The 20,987-nt window shown below is 57.9% G+C and carries 15 protein-coding genes; 10 read left to right on the plus strand and 5 right to left on the minus strand.

Going from position 1 to position 20,987, the window contains the following annotated elements; genetic code table 11:
• Window positions 1–30 precede the first annotated feature (30 nt).
• The 4 genes from hisC to gyrA form a co-directional block, all read right to left on the minus strand.
• Window positions 31–1,137 carry a histidinol-phosphate transaminase gene (gene hisC / locus ADG881_RS04575; RefSeq protein WP_007148619.1) on the minus strand — a complete coding sequence of 369 codons (1,107 nt, stop codon included), beginning with the start codon at window positions 1,135–1,137 and terminating at the stop codon, window positions 31–33.
• 95 nt (window positions 1,138–1,232) lie between these two features.
• Complete coding sequence (gene pheA, locus ADG881_RS04580; RefSeq protein WP_007150027.1) at window positions 1,233–2,315, minus strand: prephenate dehydratase; 1,083 nt, start codon at window positions 2,313–2,315, stop codon at window positions 1,233–1,235.
• 180 nt (window positions 2,316–2,495) lie between these two features.
• Window positions 2,496–3,578, minus strand: coding sequence for a 3-phosphoserine/phosphohydroxythreonine transaminase (gene serC / locus ADG881_RS04585; protein ID WP_007151071.1), 1,083 nt, complete (start codon window positions 3,576–3,578; stop codon window positions 2,496–2,498).
• Window positions 3,579–3,692: 114 nt separating this feature from the next.
• On the minus strand, window positions 3,693–6,500 hold the full coding sequence (gene gyrA / locus ADG881_RS04590) for a DNA gyrase subunit A (protein ID WP_007148926.1): 2,808 nt from the start codon (window positions 6,498–6,500) through the stop codon (window positions 3,693–3,695).
• Between the two features lie 381 nt (window positions 6,501–6,881).
• Between gyrA and ADG881_RS04595 the strand changes: the two genes are divergently transcribed.
• The 7 genes from ADG881_RS04595 (at window position 6,882) to ADG881_RS04625 (ending at window position 14,582) form a co-directional block, all read left to right on the plus strand.
• Complete coding sequence (locus tag ADG881_RS04595; protein WP_007151186.1) at window positions 6,882–8,213, plus strand: TRZ/ATZ family hydrolase; 1,332 nt, start codon at window positions 6,882–6,884, stop codon at window positions 8,211–8,213.
• Window positions 8,206–9,006, plus strand: a complete 801-nt coding sequence (ubiG, locus tag ADG881_RS04600; protein WP_007149818.1) for a bifunctional 2-polyprenyl-6-hydroxyphenol methylase/3-demethylubiquinol 3-O-methyltransferase UbiG — start codon at window positions 8,206–8,208, stop codon at window positions 9,004–9,006. Before ADG881_RS04595 ends, ubiG begins: the two co-directional genes overlap by 8 nt.
• Complete coding sequence (locus ADG881_RS04605) at window positions 9,003–9,686, plus strand: HAD-IA family hydrolase (protein ID WP_007149859.1); 684 nt, start codon at window positions 9,003–9,005, stop codon at window positions 9,684–9,686. The genes ubiG and ADG881_RS04605 overlap by 4 nt, the downstream gene beginning before the upstream one ends.
• A gap of 162 nt (window positions 9,687–9,848) precedes the next feature.
• Window positions 9,849–10,616 (plus strand): YciK family oxidoreductase, encoded by a 768-nt coding sequence (locus ADG881_RS04610; RefSeq protein ID WP_007151550.1) that lies wholly within the window; start codon window positions 9,849–9,851, stop codon window positions 10,614–10,616.
• A gap of 234 nt (window positions 10,617–10,850) precedes the next feature.
• Complete coding sequence (locus ADG881_RS04615) at window positions 10,851–12,020, plus strand: putative solute-binding protein (RefSeq protein WP_007149124.1); 1,170 nt, start codon at window positions 10,851–10,853, stop codon at window positions 12,018–12,020.
• Window positions 12,021–12,158: 138 nt separating this feature from the next.
• Window positions 12,159–13,229, plus strand: coding sequence for a putative solute-binding protein (locus ADG881_RS04620; RefSeq protein WP_039926128.1), 1,071 nt, complete (start codon window positions 12,159–12,161; stop codon window positions 13,227–13,229).
• A 159-nt stretch (window positions 13,230–13,388) separates the two neighbouring features.
• Complete coding sequence (locus ADG881_RS04625; protein WP_007151242.1) at window positions 13,389–14,582, plus strand: putative solute-binding protein; 1,194 nt, start codon at window positions 13,389–13,391, stop codon at window positions 14,580–14,582.
• A gap of 227 nt (window positions 14,583–14,809) precedes the next feature.
• On the opposite strand, the gene ADG881_RS04630 is transcribed toward ADG881_RS04625, so the two are convergent.
• Window positions 14,810–16,171, minus strand: coding sequence for an AarF/ABC1/UbiB kinase family protein (locus tag ADG881_RS04630; protein ID WP_196220416.1), 1,362 nt, complete (start codon window positions 16,169–16,171; stop codon window positions 14,810–14,812).
• A gap of 174 nt (window positions 16,172–16,345) precedes the next feature.
• Here ADG881_RS04630 and ADG881_RS04635 point away from each other — a divergent pair, with 174 nt between their 5' ends.
• From ADG881_RS04635 to ADG881_RS04645, 3 genes are all read left to right on the plus strand, one after another.
• Window positions 16,346–17,374, plus strand: coding sequence for a hypothetical protein (locus ADG881_RS04635; RefSeq protein ID WP_007151554.1), 1,029 nt, complete (start codon window positions 16,346–16,348; stop codon window positions 17,372–17,374).
• Window positions 17,375–17,434: 60 nt separating this feature from the next.
• A complete protein-coding gene (locus ADG881_RS04640; protein ID WP_007149028.1) occupies window positions 17,435–18,451 on the plus strand; it encodes a putative solute-binding protein in 1,017 nt (338 codons plus the stop codon).
• Window positions 18,452–18,646: 195 nt separating this feature from the next.
• A complete protein-coding gene (locus ADG881_RS04645; RefSeq protein ID WP_007149458.1) occupies window positions 18,647–20,977 on the plus strand; it encodes a TRAP transporter large permease subunit in 2,331 nt (776 codons plus the stop codon).
• The last annotated feature ends 10 nt before the right edge of the window (window positions 20,978–20,987 follow it).

A 20,987-nucleotide genomic window follows, 5' to 3' on the forward strand; every position in this document is an offset into this window, starting at 1 on the left:
CCTACAGGGGGAGACACCAACGGCTTGACGTTACCCATTCGCCATTTCCTTCAACACATGCTTGAGCGCATCCAGAAAGCGTTCATTTTCGCGGCTGGTGCCCACGGTGACGCGCAGGTGATTGGGCATACCGTAGCCACCCAGCGGGCGCACGATCACTCCCTGCCTCAAGAGCCCTTCGTAGACTGGCATGGCGTCACGGCCACAATCGAAGGCAATGAAATTGGCTACGGAAGGGATCTGCTCAAGATTCAACGTCTGCAGGCCTTCGGCGATCTGCACCAGACCCGAGGTGTTCTCACTGCGGGAGTTCTCGATGTGATCGTCATCCTGCAGGGCCGCTTCCGCCGCCACCTGGGCCGGTGTATTCACATTGAACGGCTGGCGCACGCGATTCAGCACATCGGCGATCTGCGGGCTGGAGATGCCATACCCTACCCGCAGCCCGGCGAGACCATAGATCTTGGAGAAAGTGCGGGTCACGATCAGGTTCGGGTACTTGCCCAACCGCTCAATACCATTCGGATAGTGGCTTTCTTCCACATACTCCACGTAGGCCTCATCCAGCACCACAACCACCCGCTCGGGAATCCGTGACAGGAATTCATCCAGCGCATGGGCATTAAACCAGGTGCCGGTGGGGTTGTTCGGGTTGGCAACAAAAATCACCCGGGTGCGGTCGGTGACGGCCTCGGCCATGGCCGCCAAATCGTGGCCGAACAAATTGGACGGCACCTGCACCGGCGTGGCGTTACAAGCCAGGGTCACAATCGGGTACACCGCAAAAGCGTATTCGGAGAAAATCGCTTCGTCGCCTTCCTGCAGGTAGGCCCGGGCAACCAGATCCAGCACATCGTTGGAACCGTTACCCAGCGTCAGCTGCGTGCTCTGCACACCCAGTTTTTCCGACAAGGCCGCTTTCAGGGAAAACGTGGCGCCATCCGGATACAAATGCAGCTCGTGAAGATGCTTGAGGGCATGAAGAGCCTTGTGGCTGGCGCCCAGCGGATTCTCGTTACTGGCCAGTTTGACGATATCGGTGACGCCCAGCTCACGCTCCAGCTCCTCGATGGGCTTGCCCGGCTCGTAGGGCTTGAGCTGCTGGATACCGTTGTTGGCGAGTTTGATGTAGTCCATATTCGCTCCGCAATTTCAGGCCTGATGCCGGACGCCCAACGCCTGACGAAGGATGTCTTCCAGCGTCAGGCATCCTGCATCAGGCTTCGAGCGTTCTAAAGCACCGCTTTCGGGTAGGAACCCAACAGCTTGATGGTGTTGCCTGCCGCTTCCAGCTTGTCCAGCACCGCTTGCAAGGTCGCGTCTTCCTTGTGGCCTTCGCAGTCCACGAAGAACACATAGCTCCAGTTGGCGGTGCGCGAGGGGCGGGATTCCAGTCGGGTCAGGTTAATGCCTTCTTCCCGGAAAGGTGACAACACTTCATACAACAGCCCCGGGCGGTTTTTGCCGCTAATCATCAGGCTGGTTTTGTCACAGCCGGAGGCCGGCGTGTCTTGGCGCCCAATAATGATGAATCGGGTGGTGTTATCCGGGCGATCTTCAATATTGCGCTGCACCGCTGTGAGGCCATACAACTCTTCCGCCATTTCTCCGGCAATCGCCAGAGCATTCCACTCATCCTTTAAGCGACGCGCAGCCTCGGCGTTAGAGCTGACCGCGATACGCTCCACGCCGGGCATGTGGGCGTCCAGCCACTGGCGACACTGGGCCAGCGTCTGCTGATGGGAATACACCCGGGTCACCTTGTCCTGGCGGGTATGCTCACCGGCCAGCAGGTGATGGTGAATGCGCAGCTCCACTTCCCCACAGATTTTCAGACTGGAGGTCATGAAGGTGTCCAGGGTGTGATTCACCACCCCTTCAGTGGAGTTTTCTACTGGCACCACACCGTAGTTGGCGGCACCGGATTCCACTTCGCGGAACACTTCATCGATGGCACCCAGCGGCAGGCTTTCCACCGCATGGCCAAAATGCTTGAGAGCAGCCTGCTGGGTAAAGGTGCCTTCCGGCCCCAGAAACGCCACCTTCATGCGCTGCTCCAGTGCCAGGCAGGCGCTCATGACCTCACGGAAAAAGCGCGCCATGGTCTCGCCATCCAGCGGCCCCTGGTTACGCTCTTTGACCCGACGCAGCACCTGGGCTTCACGCTCAGGCCGGTAGAAAACCGGGTTGGGGTCGGTGGCCGTTTTTACTTCGGCCACTTTATGGGCCAGGGTCGCACGTTCGTTAAGCAGATTCTGAAGTTGCTGATCCAGCTCATCGATCTGGTGACGCAAGTTGTCCAGGGAATCGGTCATATTGCCCTCGCAAGCACGCTGCACGCTTCACGCAACACGCGAACAAGCGTGGGAGCGTTGGTTACGATCTGGCGCCAACCGTTCAAATTCATTGTCCTACCCACCTTTTCAAACAATTCACTGCGCTTCCCGTTACTGCAACCCTGCCAAACATGGCGTGGTGCATGGTGCGTGAGGCGTCTAGGCGTTTCTTTTCTCAAACTCTGCCATAAAGGCAATCAGCGCATCCACTGCCGCTTCCGGCACCGCGTTATAAATACTGGCGCGCATACCGCCCACGCTGCGGTGACCTTTGAGATTCAACAGGCCAGCGGCCTGAGCCTGATCCAGGAACGGCTTGTCGAGACGGTCATCAGCCAGCACAAAAGGCACATTCATGCGGCTGCGGCTGATCACCTCTACCGGGTTGCTGTACAGGCCGCTGTTATCAATAAAACCATACAGCTTTTCCGCCTTGCGCTGGTTTATTTCACCCATGTTGCCCACGCCGCCCTGCTTTTTCAGCCAGGAGAACACCAGGCCGGACAGGTACCAGGCATAGGTGGGCGGAGTGTTGTACATGCTGCCGTTGTCAGCATGGATCTGGTAATTGAGCATGGCTGGAACGCTGCTTGAGGCTTTGCCGAGCAGGTCCTTGCGAACGATGACCAGAGTCAGGCCAGCCGGGCCGATATTCTTCTGGGCACCGGCATAAATCAGCCCGTACTGGTTCACATCCACTGGCCGGGACAGGATGGTAGAGCTCATGTCCGCCACCAGCGGGGTGTCGCCCACCGCCGGCACAAAGCTGTATTCCAGACCACCGATGGTCTCATTGGGGCAGTAATGCACATAGGCCGGGTTATCAGACAGGTTCCAGCTGTCCTGCGGCGGCACGGTACTGAAGTTGGTGTCTTCACTGCTGGCCGCCACATTGATCTTGCCGTAACGACCCGCTTCCTTGATGGCTTTTTTGGACCACTGCCCGGTGTTGATGTAATCCGCCGTTTGCCCTTCACCCAACAGGTTCATGGGTACCATGGCGAACTGGCTGGATGCCCCCCCCTGCAGAAACAACACCGCATAATCATCGCTGATGCCCATCAGGTCACGCAGGTCTTTCTCGGCCTGCTCGGCAATCTCCACAAAGACGTTATCGCGGTGGCTCATTTCCATGATGGAAAGACCCAGCCCCCGATAATCCAGCATTTCTTGCTGGGCCTGTTCGAGTACCGCCTGCGGCAACGCCGCCGGGCCTGCGCAGAAGTTATAGGCGCGGGACATGCATTTTCTCCGTGTTTCGAAACCGGTTAATCAAAGAAGCCCGGTAACACCGGGCTCGGGTTGTTGCTCAAAAGTTCATGCGAAGCCGCTGTAGGAGTGTCGCTCGCGGCGCGATCATTCTTGATCGCAAGTAAATCGCGCCGCGAGCGACGCTCCTACAGGGTATTCCTCAGCGTCGTCGCTGGCGTCGGATTCCGGTGCTTGCGGGGACGCTTCCCCTTCGATCACCTCGCCGTCTTCACCTTCCTCTTCCTCGACACCTTCCAGCTCGGGGATGGTGGCCAGGCCACACAGGGCTTCGCCATCGGCCAGGCGGATCAAGCGAACACCCTGGGTGTTACGGCCAGACGTGCTCACCTGATTTACACCGGTACGCACCAGGGTGCCCTGGTTGGAAATCAGCATGATGTCTTCTTCGCCGAACACCTGGGTGGCTCCGACCAGCTCACCATTTCGTTCGTTGATCACCATGGCAATCACGCCCTGGCCACCACGCCCCTTGGTGGGGTAATCGGTGAGCGGAGTACGCTTGCCGTAACCGTGTTCGGAGGCGGTGAGGATCTGGCCATTCTCTTCCGGCACGATCAGGGAAATCAGATCTACGCCCTCGGCCAGCTTGATGCCACGGACACCACGGGCCAGACGGCTCATCACACGCACCTTGGACTGATGGAAACGCACAGCCTTGCCGTTGCGCGCCACCAGCATGATGTCTTCGTGGCCCTGGGTAATCGCCACATTCACCAGATGCTCGCCTTCCTGCAACTTGACTGCGATCAGACCGGAGCTGCGCGGACGGGCGAAGTTGGCCAGGGCGGTCCGCTTGACGATACCGCTGGAGGTGGCCATGAAGATAAAGGGCCCGGGGACCGTTTCGGCCACCGTTTCCACGTCGCCTTCCACTTCACTATCGGCTTCATCGTCAACCGCGTCGATCACGTCATCCGCATCAACAATCTCTTCTTCTTCGCCACCGGCTTTCTGCTGGCGCACCATTTCCGCATCCAGACGCAGAATGGCAGTAATGCGCTCCTCATTGCCCAGTGCCGGCAACAAATTGACAATCGGTTTGCCGCGCGATGCCCGGCCACCCTGGGGCAGCTCAAAGGTACGCAGCCAGAACACCTTGCCCGCATCGGTAAACAGCAGCAGGGTGTCGTGGGTGCCAGCTACCAGCAGGTGTTCCACATAATCTTCGTCTTTCAGCTGCCCGGCCGACTTGCCGCGACCACCACGCTTCTGGGCGCGATAGGTGTCGATGGGCTGCATCTTGGCGTAACCACCGTTGGACAGGGTCACCACCACGGTTTCTTCGGCGATCAGGTCTTCCATGCTGAAGTCCTGACGGGACGCTACGATCTCGGAACGACGCTCGTCGGCGTATTCTTCACGTACCGCCTGCAGTTCTTCGCGAATCACTTCCATCAGGCGCTCGGGGTTACCGAGGATCTTCAGCAATTCAGCGATCTGCTCCAACAGTTCCTGATAGTCATTGATCAGCTTTTCGCGTTCCAGGCCGGTCAGCTTCTGCAAACGCAGGTCCAGAATCGCCTGGGCCTGTTCCGGACTCAGGTGATAAAGGCCATCCACCAGGCCATATTGTTCATCCAGGCCATCCGGGCGAGCCGCGTTTTCACCACCGGCACGCTCCAGCATCTGCAGTACATCGCCGGGCTTCCAGCCCTTGTCCAACAGCTTGGCCTTCGCTTCGGCGCCACTGGGGGAGGCTTTGATCAGCTCGATAACCGGATCGATGTTGCTCAGGGCAACCGCCAGGCCTTCCAGCAGGTGGGCTTTTTCACGGGCCTTGCGCAGTTCGAACACGGTGCGGCGTGTCACCACTTCCCGGCGGTGGCGGATAAAGGCATCCAGCAGCTCGCGCAGGTTGAGGATCTTCGGCTGACCGTCTACCAGTGCCACGGTATTGATACCGAACACCGATTCCATCTGGGTCTGCTGGTACAGATTATTGAGCACCACCTCGGCATTTTCGCCACGGCGCAGCTCAATCACCACGCGCATCCCTTCTTTATCCGATTCGTCGCGCAGCTCGGTGATGCCTTCGATTTTCTTGTCTTTCACCAACTCGGCGATCTTTTCGATCAACCGCGCCTTGTTCACCTGATACGGGATCTCGGTGACGATGATGGCTTCTTTACCGCTCTTGTCGGTGGCTTCGATTTCGGCGCGGGCGCGCATGTACACACGGCCACGGCCAGTACGGTAGGCCTGCACGATACCGGCGCGGCCATTGATGATGCCGGCGGTGGGGAAATCCGGGCCCTTGATGTATTCCATCAGGTCGTCCGGGGTCAGGCTGTCGTCGTCGATCAGCGCCAGACAGCCGTCCACGACCTCACCCAGGTTATGCGGCGGGATATTGGTGGCCATGCCCACGGCGATACCGGAAGAGCCGTTCACCAACAGGTTGGGCACCCGGGTGGGCATCACATCGGGAATCTTTTCCGTGCCGTCGTAGTTATCGACGAAATCCACGGTTTCCTTGTCCAGATCCGCCAGCAGCTCGTGGGCAATCTTGGCCATGCGCACTTCGGTGTAACGCATGGCAGCGGCGGAGTCCCCATCGATGGAACCAAAGTTACCCTGACCATCCACCAGCATGTAGCGCAGGGAAAAAGGCTGCGCCATCCGCACGATGGTGTCATATACCGCGGAATCACCGTGGGGGTGGTATTTACCAATCACGTCACCGACCACACGGGCCGATTTCTTGTAGGCCTTGTTCCAGTCGTTGCTCAGCTCGTGCATGGCAAACAGCACACGGCGGTGCACCGGCTTGAGGCCATCGCGCACGTCGGGCAACGCCCGCCCGACGATTACGCTCATGGCGTAATCCAGGTATGACTGCTTGAGTTCGTCTTCGATGTTGACCGGGGTAACTTCTCTGGCGAGATCCGTCATAGCGATCCTTACTATCCACAAGGTGTTGGGAAAGCCCCTGCGGCTTCCCCAAGCCGGCCCATTTTCGGGGCCGATTTCACGGGATGCCCATGGCCGCCCGTGCAGTCTGTTCTTATAGGCAGTGGAATTTCAGGGGGCAGACGCCCTACCCGGCTCCACTACCGTCGCGAATTCCGGCTCATAAAGCCCGGAAAAGCCCCGGATGATAGCACAGCTGGACGGTATCGGCGCCATACTCGCGTCGATCCTCGCAAGATGGCTTTTCTTCGCCAGTGCGAGAGCACTTTCTCACCATAGAGCAAAGGCAAAACGCGCCGTGACAGGCTATACTGCGGCGCATAATTCGGGGCCACAGCCCCCTGTTCGATCAAGGAGTTATGCATGAGCGACAATCAGGCCGACCTGATCGTCCACGCCCGCTGGATTGCCCCCGTCGACCCGCAGGGCACGGTACTGGAAAACCATGCCCTGGTGGTCAAGGACGGCCGTATTGCCGACTTGCTGCCCAGCGCCCTGGCCAACGAAAAGTGGCAGAGCGAGGACCAACAGCATCTGGGGGATCACCTGCTGATCCCCGGCCTGGTCAATGCGCACACCCACGCAGCCATGAACCTGCTACGCGGCATCGCCGACGATTTGCCCCTGATGACCTGGCTGGAAAAGCATATCTGGCCCGCCGAAGGGCGCTTTATCAGCGAGAGCTTTGTGTACGACGGCACCCGGTTGGCGGCGGCGGAAATGATCCGCTCCGGCACTACCTGCTTTGCCGACATGTATTTCTTTCCCGCCCAGGCAGCCCGCGCCACCGTGGAAGCCGGCCTGCGCGCCAGCCTGTTCTGCCCGCTGCTGGACTTCCCCACCCCCATGGGCTCCGGGCCGGAGGATTACCTGCGCCTGGCCACGGACGCCATGGACGAATGGCAGCATGAGCCGCGTATCCAGATCGGATTCGGCCCCCACGCACCGTACACCGTGTCCGATGCACCGCTACAGAAAGTGATCACCCTGGCCGAAGAGCTGGATGTGCCCGTAATGATGCATGTGCATGAAACCGCCGGCGAGATCCAGATGGCCGTGGGCAACACCGGCGAGCGCCCGCTCACCCGCTTGCACAACCTCGGCCTGCTGTCGCCACGCCTGCTGGCCGTGCACATGACCCAGCTCACCGACGACGAGATCGCGCTGGTGGCCGAGACCGGCACCCACGTGGTGCACTGCCCGGAATCCAACCTGAAGCTGGCCAGCGGCTTTGCTCCCGTGGAAAAACTGCGCAAGGCCAACATCAACGTGGCCTTGGGCACCGACGGCGCCGCCAGCAATAACGACCTGGACATGCTCGGCGAGGCCCGCACCGCGGCCTTCCTGACCAAGGGCGCGAGCCTGCAGGCTGATGCCCAGCCCGCCATGGAAACACTGAGAATGGCCACCCTGAATGGCGCCAAGGCACTGGGCCGCGACGACGAGATCGGCTCACTGGAAATCGGCAAACAGGCCGACATGGTGGCCGTGGATCTGAACCGACTGGAAACCCAGCCGGTCTATGACCCGGTGGCCCAGCTGATTTACGCCGCCACCCGCGACCAGATCACCCATACCTGGGTCGGCGGGCGCTGCCTGATGGACAACCGTCAGCTGACCACCCTCAATGAAGCCCTGATCCTCAACAATGCCCAGCAGTGGCAGGAAAAAATTGCCGGAGCCGACCGTGACTGAACAACAAGCCCAGACTCACTCCTCCAAGCAGAACGTAGACGCGGGTGAAATCGCCAAGTTCAACGCCCTGGCCGAGCAATGGTGGGACCCGAATTCCCAGTTCCGCCCGCTCCACGACATCAACCCCCTGCGCCTGAACTATATCGACGAACGCGTCAGCCTGCCGGGCAAGAAGGTCATCGACATCGGCTGTGGTGGCGGCCTGCTTTCCGAAGGCATGGCCCGCCGTGGCGCCGAGGTGACCGGCATCGACATGGGCGAAGCGCCACTGGCTGTGGCCCGTATTCATGCGGAACAGGCCGGCGTGGCCGTGGAATACCTGCAAACCCCGGCAGAACAGATCGCCGAACAGCGCGCTGGTCAATATGACGTGGTGACCTGTCTGGAAATGCTGGAACACGTGCCGGACCCCTCCTCGGTCATCCGCGCCTGCGCCACCCTGGTCAAACCCGGCGGGCAGGTGTTCTTCAGCACCATCAATCGCAACCCCAAGGCTTTCATGTTTGCCATTGTCGGGGCGGAATATGTGCTGCGCCTGCTGCCCCGTGGCACCCACGAATACGCCAAACTGATCAAACCGTCGGAATTGGCCGGCTGGGCCCGCGATGCCGGGCTGGAAGTCAAAGACACCGCCGGCATGGTCTACAACCCGCTAACGCAGGTGTACAAGCTGAACCGGGATGTATCCGTGAACTATCTGATGCACGCAGTAAAAACGCCAAACGCCGAACGCAAGACGCCTGACGAATCCACCTCGCCTTCTGGCGTCAAGCATCAGGCGTCAAGCCAATGATGGAACGCCTTGAAGCCGTTTATTTCGATCTGGACGGTACCCTGATCGATACCGCTCCGGATTTTTATACGGTACTCAATGGCCTGCTTGAAAAGCATGGCCGCCCGACAGTGAGCTACTCTGCCGTACGCGCCAACGTCTCCAACGGCGCCCGCGCACTCACCGAGCTGGGCTTCGGCGTCGGGCCGGACGATGCCAGCTTTGCGCCTCTGCTGGACGAACTGCTCAATGTCTACGAGCAACACCTGGCCGTGGATACCGTGTTGTTTCCCGGCCTGGCCGAAGTACTCGACTGGCTCGACGCCCAACAGCTGCCCTGGGGTATCGTCACCAACAAACCCGCCCGCTTTACCGGCCCGGTACTGGAAGGGCTCAACCTCCACCAACGGGTGGGCCCCGTCATCTGTCCGGACCACGTGAAGCAGCGCAAGCCGGATCCGGAAGGCCTGCTGATCGCGGCCCAGAATGACAACGTCAGCCCGGCCAACTGCCTGTACGTCGGCGACCACCTGCGGGACATTCAGGCCGGCCAGAACGCGGGTATGGAAACCGCCGTGGCCGCCTTCGGCTACATCGACGCGGACGACGATCCGCGCGGCTGGCAAGCCAACTATTATCTGGAACAAGGCAGCGAACTGTTGCCACTTTTGCAGAAACTCTACGAGCAAAAAGCACACTAACCGTAGGGCGGAAGTAGGCAAATTATTCGCCCCCGCCATCAGCCAACGTCACAACGGCCAGGCTTATGTGCCACACATGTGACTCGCGCGGATTTCCGCCCTACGATTAAAGCATTCGGCGTCAGGCATCACGCCTGCAGCACAAGAAACACAGGAATCACCATGACCGACATCCAGCAAAACGCCCTCAACTATCAATGCGCTCAAGACACATTCAAAGACCGCATTATTCTTGTCACTGGCGCCGGTGCCGGCATCGGTCGCACCGCCGCACTCACACTGGCCGCCCATGGCGCCACAGTCATCCTGCTGGGGCGTACCCAGGAAAAACTGGAAGCGGTTTACGATGAAATCAAGGCCGCTGGCGGGCCGGAACCCGCCCTGGCACCGGTCAACCTGACGGTCGCCCGCCCGGAAGATTTCCAGGAACTGGCTGGTCTGTTCGACAAGGAGTTCGGCCGCCTGGACGGCATCCTTCACAACGCTTCCATGCTCGGTGATATCACCCCCATGGACCGCTATGGTGCCGGCACCTGGGAGTCCGTCATGCAGACCAATGTGAACAGCGCTTTCTACCTGACCCAGGCCATGCTGCCTCTGCTGCGCGCCAGCGACGATGCCCGCTTGCTGTTCACGTCCTCCAGCGTGGGCCGCAAGGGCCGGGCATTCTGGGGGGCCTATGCGGTTTCCAAAGCGGCCACCGAAAATCTGGCCCAGGTGCTGGCCGAAGAACTGGAAAATACCAGCAATATTCGCGTCAACACTCTCAACCCCGGCGGCACCCGCACGGATATGCGTGCCCTTGCCTATCCCGGCGAAGACCCGCAGACACTGAAGACCCCGGCGGACATCATGGCTCCTTACCTGTACCTGCTGGGCCCGGCCAGCCGCGAGGTCAACGGGGAGTCCATCGACGCGCAGCCCAAGTAAGTCGCGAGAAGCGAGTGACGAGGAGCGAAGATCAAGATTTTCGAAACTCGCCACTCGCTTTGCCTTTCCTTTTCCTTTCCCCCCTTCCCGTCAGTATCCCCAGCTTGCCCCCTTGACCGTTTCGCCGCTGCTTGCCGTAAAGCGGCCACCCCCTGCGCAAAAGTCCTCCCTTATCCTGCAACAGCATGCTACTTATAACGTTCATAAAAAAAATGCCGCGTCAGGGAGACCGCCATGCGCACCGCTATCACGCTTTTCTTTCTTGTCAGCCTGCTGTGCTCTTCACTCAGTGCCGCCACACTGACACAGGCCCAGAAAGACCAACTCAAGACCCTGCTGCCCGGCGTGACATTGAGCGACAGCACCATCGAAAAACTCGAAGACGTCTTTTATACCCGGGACATGCCGGTGCGCAGTCGCCTCAAGGCCATCAGCCAGATGGTTGGTCTCGATCAAATGCCTGCCGGCAGCACCCTTAAACGCACCATCTGCATTTGGGATATTGGCGGACGCAATGGGCCGGTTTTCAATGCCGCCATGGAGCAGCGGGCATTGGCCGTGGAATACGGCATCAACCTGGACATGGTGCCCTATACCAACGAAACCGTGATGGTGGAGGAGTTCAAGGCTGGGCGCTGTGATGCGGCATTAATGAGCGGCCTGCGGGCACGTCAGTTCAACCTTTACAGCGGCAGCGTGGACGCCATTGGCGCCGTGCCTGACGACCAGCATATGCAAACCCTGTTGCAGGTGCTCTCTCATCCGAAACAAGCCGGCCATATGGTGCAAGGTGACTACGTGGTAATGGGCATTTACCCAGCCGGTGCGGCCCACATTTTTGTTAACGACCGCAGCATCAGCTCACTGGCGAAGGCCGCCGGCCACCGTGTGGCCGTGCTCGATTATGATCAGACCCAGGCAGAAATGGTGGCCGCCATCGGTGCCACCCCGGTCACCACCGATATCGTTTCCGCTCCGAACAAATTCAACAACGGTCAGATTGATATCCTCCCGGCCCCCCTCGTTGCCTACGAAATTCTGGAGCTTTATAAAGGCATGAGCCCCGATGGTGGCATTGTCGATTACCCGCTAACGCAACTTTCCATGCAGCTAATCGGCAGGCTGGACAAGTTCCCCAATGAAGTGGCGCAGCTGATTCGTGAAGCCTCGTTTGAAGCCTACCCCATGGTAATGAGCCGCATTGAACAGGAAACCAAACGGGTACCTGACCGCTGGATGATTAACATCCCGGAAAAAGACAAACAGGAATACGAAGTCATGATGCAGGACGCCCGTGACGCGCTTCGCGGCCAGGGCTATTACAGTGGCGATATGCTGACATTGCAGCGAAAAATTCGCTGCAAGTTCAACGCAGCACGTTCCGAGTGCAGTATCACCCAGTAACATCTCAGGCCAACTTTACACAGAATTCCAGCCCCGCAGCGCCCTTCAGGGCGCTTCGTACAATTGTCATACAGGCGGTAAAACTTCGCCGCCCGGCAACATGCTATAAGCGTTTCATCTAATGACAAAGGATCGGTCATGGGGACGTTTCGATACTTATGCATGGCACTGCTTTTTGTTGCTGCGGCCAATGGTTCAGCGCTGACGCTCACCGACAAGCAGCAAACACAGCTCAAGCAGGCACGGCAATCCATGGGCCTTGCGGAAAACGAAAAGCTGAAAAGGCATATCTGCCTCTGGGATTTATCCGGTCGTTCCGGACCCGTGTATAACGGCGCCACCAATTTGCGCGTGGATTTGCTCCGTTATGATGTTGATATCAGCCTGGAAGCATTCACCAATGAAGGCGTACTGGTTGCCTCGCTGAAAAACGGCCACTGCGATGCCGCCCTGATGAGTGGATTTCGCGCCCGTCAGTTCAATCGTTTTACCGGCAGCATTGATGCACTGGGCGCACTGCCAACACTGGAACACGTCAACCTTCTGCTACGCACGCTGGCCCACCCGCAACTGGCCGACAACATGGTCAGCAATAAATTTCAGACACTGGCCATCACGCCTGCGGGAGCCGCGTACCTTTTCGTCAATGATCGCGCCCTGAATTCCCTCGGCAAAGTGGCGGGAAAAAAAGTGGCGGTTCTGGATTTTGATCCCGGCCAGTCAAAAATGGTGACCCGAATTGGCGCTACTCCCGTTGCCAGCACCCTGGCCACGGCTCCCAGCCAGTTCAACAATGGCAGTGTCGATGTGCTGCCTGCTCCGCTGATTGCCTATCAAGCCCTGGAGCTTTACAAGGGGATGGAGCCCGCAGGCGGGATTGTGGATTACCCCATCGTGCAACTGACCGCGCAACTGATTGCACACACGGATCGTTTCCCGCCCGCCTTTGCCGGTCTGATCCGCGAAGTCGCCGCCGACAGTTTCCAGTCCGTGCAGACGGCCCTGGAAAAAGAAGCCGGGCGCATCCCTTCACATTGGTGGATCCCTCTCCCGGATGAAGAGAAACGCGACTACAACAGCATGATGCGGGACGCACGCATCAAACTGCGTAGCAGTGGCTATTATGACCCGGCCATGTTGAGCATTATGAAAAGGATACGCTGCACTCTTGAAGCCGACCGGCCGGAATGCAGCCAAAGCGCAGAGTAACCAACGCGCACCGAATTCCACGCAAGATTGATCAGCCCGATTGGCGGCACCGCCGGGCAGGCGGGCTGATCAGCCAGCGACGCACCGCCTCTAACCTGCCCACAATGCTGTAACGCTATTACGGCTAACACCAGATCGTGATGCCAACAACAAACAATAATGGCCACGGAGGCTATCGTGCGATTTCTTCGTCACCTTTTTCTGCTTTCCCTGCTAATTGGCAGCCCCTTTGCTCTCAGCGATGACAGGCTTGATCTGACGCCTGCCCAGCAAGCTGAACTGGAGAGCTTTGCACCCGGCGTGGAGTTAACCCCCGCGCTGGCAGAAAAGTTACGCGCCATTGCCTTCGACCAGAACCGGAGCCTGGATGATCGCATCAAGGCCATGCAGAAAGCGGCGGGCTTCAGCCAGGGCGAACCGCTCAAACGACGTATCTGCATCTGGGATATCGCAGGCCGTGCAGGACCAATTTTCAAGGCGGCAGAAGACCAGCGTACACGCCTGCTGCAATACGGTGTGGATCTGGATGTGCAGCCCTACACCAGCGAAAGCGTCGTTGCCGAAGACCTCAAGGCCGGCATTTGTGATGCCGCATTGATTACCGGCTTACGCGGCCGTCAGTTCAACAAATACACCGGTACCATCGATGCCATTGGTGCACTTCCCACCAAGGCCCACATGAAAATTCTTCTGCAGGTCCTGGCCAGCCCGAAAAGCGCCGACAAGATGGTAAGCGGCGAATATGTCATTCTCGGCCTGGCTCCGGCTGGCGGCGCGTATGTCTTCGTTAACGACAGAAGCATCAACACTCTTGCCAATGCAGCAGGAAAGCGTGTTGCGGTGCTCGACTATGACCCCACGCAAGCGGAGATGGTCTCGCAGATCGGGGCAACACCGGTCGCATCCGATATTGTTTCTGCACCCAATAAATTCAACAACGGTGTAGTGGACGTTCTGGCCGCGCCACTGGTCGCCTACGAAGTACTGGAACTCTACAAAGGCATGGATCCAGACGGCGGCATCATCGATTACCCGCTGGCGCAAATCACCATGCAATTGATCGGCCGCAAGGACAAGTTTCCCAACGAGGTGGCACAGCTGGTACGCGAAGAGTTCTACAACAGTTATCACCTGATCATGGAGCGCCTGGAAATCGAAGCGGCCAAGGTCCCCGAGCGCTGGATGATCCAGATCCCCGAGGAAGACAAACAGGAATATGAAATCATGATGCAGGAGGCCCGCCTGCAACTGCGCAAGAAGGGATATTACGACCCGAGCATGCTGACCCTGCAACGCAAGATCCGCTGCAAGCTGGACGCCAGCCGGGCGGAGTGTAGTAATCCGGTGGAATGATAGCTACGAGTTTCGAGTTTCGAGTTTCGAGTTTCGAGTTTCGAGTTTCGAGTTTCGAGTTTCGAGTTTCGAGTTTCGAGTTTCGAAGAGCAGGAAGCAGTAACACCAGGCTGACAACGCCATCTCTTGATTTTCGAAACTCGTCACTCGCATCAAGGCCCAAACAAAAAAACCGTACCTTCGCAGGTACGGTTTTTTTGTGGCTCATAGGTCGTAGCTTGCTGCTATTAGTGCAGAAAGCCACCCGGCATTTCGTCAACGGCACCGAACATGTCCACCCGGTTATCGCTGAACATATCCATTTCCGGCGCCAGCACCTGCACGTAACGATCGAAGTAGAGGAACTGTTTCAGCAACAGGGCAAACTCTCGCGGGAAACGGATACCGTGGCTCTCACCAATTTTGACGATATCCATCAGCAGGCGATTCACCTCCTTGTCGTTACGGTCCGCCTGCACCAGTGAAGACGGGTCCACCTGGCCCAGCGAGCCTTGCAGCCCCTCAATGTCCCGGGCCAGCGCCGCAACATCCACCTCTTCACGGGTCATGCCAATCACGGCCATGGCTTCTGCCATCTGCCGCACATCACCGCGACCAATAGCATCAAAAAAGGTGGCCATGCCATCCCAGGCTTCACGGCGTATCCGCCCGACGATACCAAAATCGATAAACCCTACCCGACCATCTTCCAGCAGCATCAGGTTTCCGGCATGCACATCCGCATGGAAGAAGTCACACAACATAAGGCTGGAGAACCAGGTGTTAAGGGCGGAGATCAAGGTGCCTGCCGGATCGTCGGTATACTTTTTAAGTACATTCATATCCGTCAGCGGCACGCCGAAGAAGCGCTCCATGGTCAACACCTTGCCTGTGGTATGCGACATGATCGGCTCCGGCGCCACCGCCTGGGTATTCCCGGTATCGCGCAAAAACACGTTGAACGCCTTCAGGTTGTTCGCTTCCTTGATGAAATCACACTCTTCCAACATGCCGGCCTGCAATTCTTCAATAACCCCGGAAATGGCCGAACGGGACAACCCTGGCGCCAGCTGCTCAGTAATCCGTGCGGCAAAGTAGAGAAAATTGAAGTCTGTCAGCAGCACATTCTTCACACCCGGGCGCTGAACCTTGATAACCACGTCCTGGCCGTTCTTCATCTTTGCTGCATGAACCTGCGCAATTGACGCACTGGCCAATGGTTTGGGATCCACAAATTGATAGAGCGATTCAAGGCTGGCGCCCAGCTCGGATTCAATGGTTTCGCGAATGTAATGAAAAGGTAGGGGGGGCGTACGGTCCAGGCAGCGCTGAAACTCTTCTACATACTCTTCAGGGAAAATCGATGGGGAGCTGGCAATAAACTGCCCTAACTTGATGTAAGTCGTGCCCAGGGATTCGAAGGTCGTACGCAGCAAAGCCGGCACTGGCGGGCGATCCCCCAGAGCCCAACCGAGCCCCTGGCGACCCAGGACGCCGAGCGTTTCGAGAATACGCAGTCCGCCCCGGGCGGTATTCAATGCCAGGGAAAGGCCACTCCGTTCGCCCGCCAGCCAGGCCCGCATGTCTTTAACGCCACTGTGGTCACTCATAATAAAATCGTATTTTCCCTGTAGATTCCATGGGTTGATCAACACAATCCATGATATAGCAAATTTATTGTTTGTAATTGCTTGCAGGCTTTTTTGTAATTGCCGCTTGTGCCAATTGGCGGACTTTCGTACCTTTGACCGCGCTATGTGAGAACAATAACAAGGAGCTAACGAATGGGTTCTCTTTCCATGAAAAAAATGCTACGACATTCCGGTCTGGCCTTGGTAGGGGGCGCCATCCTGGCTCTGCAAGGCTGTGGCGTCATCTACAAAACCACCGGCGATGTCCTCATCAGCTTCGGTCGATCCGAAATGCTGCCCTACATGATGACCTACGACGACGTACGCATGGCGTGTGTCACCGGTGAAGCCCAAACCCCGCTACTGATGTCTTTCGAGCGCGTTGGCTCTGACCCCAGCAAGCTTGGCGCCATGGTATTCACCACCGCCGCCACCTGTGCCGAACAAATCGCCCTCGACGCTGAATTGCGCTACATGCGTTCAGTGAAAGATGGACGGGTAAGTGAAGCTCAGGATGCCCGCATCGAGCAGAAACGCTGGTCCGCTGTTGCCGCTGATCGCCAGTACAAGGCTTACAACTACATGGTTGAAGCCTACGGCGATATGAAAGACGGCGAATGCCCGAAACTGAAAACCGACTTCGACGAGCTGGTATGGATGGTCGGCAACATCTCCGGCGTTCAAGCCCTGCTCAATGATGGCGCATCCGATGGTGCGGTGGGCGTTCCCCGCGATCTCGCCGCCAAGGTCGAGCGCAACATGAAGTGCCTGGAGAACGACAAGTGGTGGGGCGTGCCCCGCGGCACCCGTGCTGCAGTCTGGAACCTGCTGCCGATGCTGGCTCCGCCAAACGCCGACGCGTGGGCCGAACTGGAAGCCTCAGCCAAGGCCGGTTTCGACAACGGTATCCGTCTGGGTAGCGCCCTCTACGCCATGAGCGCGTTCAGCAAAGGCAATGACGAGCGTCTGCGCAAGGCCATCCGCGACTACGCCGCCAACGGCCAGAACCTGAACCCGGATTACGCCATGCTGGATGCCATTGCCGGCTTCATCGTTCAGGGCATCTCAGATCGCGAGTGGACTGAAAATACCGGTAAGCGTACCCCCATCGGTGGCATTGGCACCTTCTGGGATGACCAGGCCCAATCCGGCCCCTCCGTTAATATTGACGATTTGCTATAAGCCTGTTGCGGCCTTCGGGCCGCTTTTGAATAAGTTGTAAGAAGTAACCAGGAGACAATCATGCGCTACGTTAAAGCGTTAACTGCAGCCGCCACTGCCGCTCTGGCATTGACGTTCACCCCTGCCGCCCAGGCCGCCGAGAAACGCACCATGTGCGTATTCGACATTATCGGTGCCAACGGCGATATCTATAACATCATGAAGGACTACAAGACCGCCGCTCTGGGTTGGGGCATCGATCTTGAGCTCAAGCCCTACACCGATGAAAAAATTGCCTCCGAAGACCTGAAGGCCGGCCAGTGTGATGCCGCCGTCCTGACAGGTATCCGTGGTCGCCAGTTCAACAGCTACACCGGCAGCATGGACTCCATCGGCGCCATTCCCAGCTATGACGCCATGCGCACCGTTATCACCGTGCTCGCCAGCGGCAACCCGGCCATCAATGAAAAACTGATTTCCGGCCCTTATGAAGTGGGTGGCGTTGCCCCCATGGGCGCGGCCTACCTGTTCGTGAAAGATCGCACCATCGATACCGTCGGCGAACTGTCCGGCAAATCCATCGCGGTACTGGAATACGATACCGCACAGGCGAATATGGCGTCCCGCGTGGGCATGTCCCCGGTAATGTCAGATATCACCAACTTCTCCGGACGCTTCAACAACGGCTCCGTGGATATCTGCTTTGCACCGATTGCAGCCTACTCCGCTCTGGAACTGTATAAAGGCATGCAGCCGGACGGCGGTATCATCGATTACGTCCTTGGCCAGCTGACCGCTCAGGTCATTCTGAAGAAAGACAAATTCCCCGCCGACTTCGCAGCGCAATCACGTAAATACATGCTGAGCCAGTTTGACCGCGCCATGCGTGTGATTGAAAACGCCAACAGTGAAGTGAACAAGAAGTGGTGGATTCGTATCCCTGAGGCCGACAAGCTGCGTTATGACGAAATGCTGCGTGAAGCGCGCATCGCCCTCACCAAAGACGGCACTTACAGCAAAGACATGATGTCCCTGTTGCGCAAGGTACGCTGCAAGCATGAAGCGTCCCGCGCAGAATGCGTAAACCCTGTCGAATAAGCAGTTCTGTATGTTCCAACGGGGCCAGATGGCCCCGTTTTTCCCTAACGACCAACGTTTCTGTTACCCGCTCTTCGGGTATCAGGTAAACAATACGTTTACGCTGCTCCAGAAAGGCGAAGGTTAAGGTGTTGAGTCCTCTGATACCCTCACCTCTTCGGCTTTTTCGGCGGTATAACAATAACCGGGTGCACAATGGATAAACCTTCTCTGACTGTTGCAAACCGTTCCGTGGCGGAATGGTTATCCTCCCTTCCCACCCTGATTCTTCTTCTGCTGACTATTTTTCTGGCTTCCGGCGAAGTCATTCACTCTCAGCTACTGAAAATCGGCGAAAACACCTGGGAAGGCTATTTCCTGCTACGTGGCGCGGGCATGGTGGAGCAACCCACCTGTAACCGTGATCCAGACCTGAATCAGGAACTGGAAAAAGCCATCAAACAGAAAAAACAGCAAATGGCTGACGACCCCCTCGCGGGCATCTTCGGCACAGAGGTCGACGAGACAGCCCTGCGCAAGTCACTGGAATCGTCCAGGGCGAACTGTCGCGGCAAGTGGGAGCGGTACGAGCTTATTCAGGAGAAGGCCACCCCCGGTGTGATTGCCTTCCGAACCCTGGAAGGTGGCGTTGCCAAAGTGGTTACCACCCTGGGCAACTACAAACGCCTGCTGCTTTGCCTGCTGGTGATGATCTGTGCCGCGACCGCCACATTGAGTCGTCATCATATTTCGCTGCGCCCGGCACACACACGAAAAGATCACTTTGTTTCCAGCGTGGGGCAACTTGCCGCCAACGTGATGCTACTCATGTCTGCCTGGCTGTACCGTGGCGAAGAAATTAGCGCCATGGCCGACGGGGTTCAGGTTAATCATTTCTATCTGCATCAGTTCTGGATCGCAGGCTTTCTGCTGCTGTCTCTGGCCGCTCTCTACCAGCTGATTCGCCCACCCAAAGACCTTGAAGAAGGCGGCACCTGGGGCAAGGCGATGTTGACCATCCCGCTGTACAGCTTCATGTGTCTTACCGCCGGTGCGCAGTTCATCAGCCAGGGCTACTACCACGGCATCAGCGTCTATCTCGGCATGATGATGGAGCTGTCTACACTGTTCCTGAGCCTGGCGCTGTATATCTGGATTGGTATGTTGCTGCGCCAGACCAAGATGGCGCATCTGGTCTTCGACGTGTTGCGTCCTTGGAAAATGTCACCAGAGCTGATGTGTTTCGTTGTTCTGGCGGTTGCCGCTGTGCCCACAGCCTACACCGGCGCCTCCGGCATCTTCGTTATCGCTGCGGGTGCCACCATTTATAACGAACTGGTTCGTGCCGGCGCCCGCAAGCAACTGGCTCTGGCTGCCACGGCCATGTCCGGCTCCATGGGTGTGGTGCTACGTCCCTGTTTGCTGGTGGTTATCATCGCGGCTCTGAACAACAGTGTAACCACCGATGAACTCTTCACGTCCGGCCTGAAAATCTTCGGTCTGTCACTGCTCCTGTTCTTCATTTACAGCCAGTTTGCCCGTACTGCCCCGGCACGTATTGCGCCGTTCTCGGAAGCGGTTCCCCAGAGTCTGAAACGACTGATCCCGCTGCTGCCCTATGTGATCATCATGGGGACGGTTGTCGTACTCTTCCGTGACCTGCTGGATACGGAACTGAACGAAAACTACGCACCGATCATTCTGCCGGTGATGCTGCTGTCTATCCTGGCGTACGAAAAGCTGAGCCAGAAATCCCTGCATGTGTTCACCGTGGTCCTGGTGCCATTGCTGATCTACTCCTGCTACAACCTGTGGATCATCAATGAAGCACTGAACAGCGGCGCCATTCCCACCGGCACCTCTGCAGAGCAATTGGAAGGCCTGTTCTGGGGACTGTTCTGGCGTAATGTCATCCTTGGCGCCTGCCTGGTAATCCACTACCTGGTGAAAACCCCGGATATGGATCCGCATTATCAGCCAGAGCCTGGCGTGGGCGACAAGATGGAAAGCTCATTGCGCTTTGCGACCAACGAGACTACCGGCCATATTGGCGCCCTGCTGATGTTGATGGCCCTGTCGGTCAGTGTCGGCGGCATCATCGAGCGTTCCGGCGTCATGGAAATGCTGCCTGAAACCTTCCCGAGCATCTGGCTGGCCATGACCCTGCTGGTCGTCACCATGGTGATTATCGGCATGATCATGGACCCCTACGGGGCGGTAATTCTGGTCAACGCAACCATTGCCCAAATTGCCTTTGACAATGGTATTGCGCCATTACACTTCTGGATGATCACCCTGGTGGCCTTTGAGCTGGGTTATCTATCACCCCCTGTGGCACTGAACCACCTGCTGACAAGGCAAGTGGTCGGGGACGAGGAAGTGGAATCCGCCAAGGTACCGGGTGGCAGCTTCTACCGCCGCTACGAGAAGTTCCTGCTGCCAATCGCGGTGATGCTGACTGCGCTACTGCTGGTCTCTTACGTACCGCTGATGTCGGACTCGCTCCACGAGTTCCTGTTCCAGAAGATCCAGGTCGGCGTTCACTAACGCTAACCGA

Source organism: Alcanivorax sp. DG881 (genome assembly GCF_000155615.1).
Lineage (GTDB): Bacteria > Pseudomonadota > Gammaproteobacteria > Pseudomonadales > Alcanivoracaceae > Alcanivorax.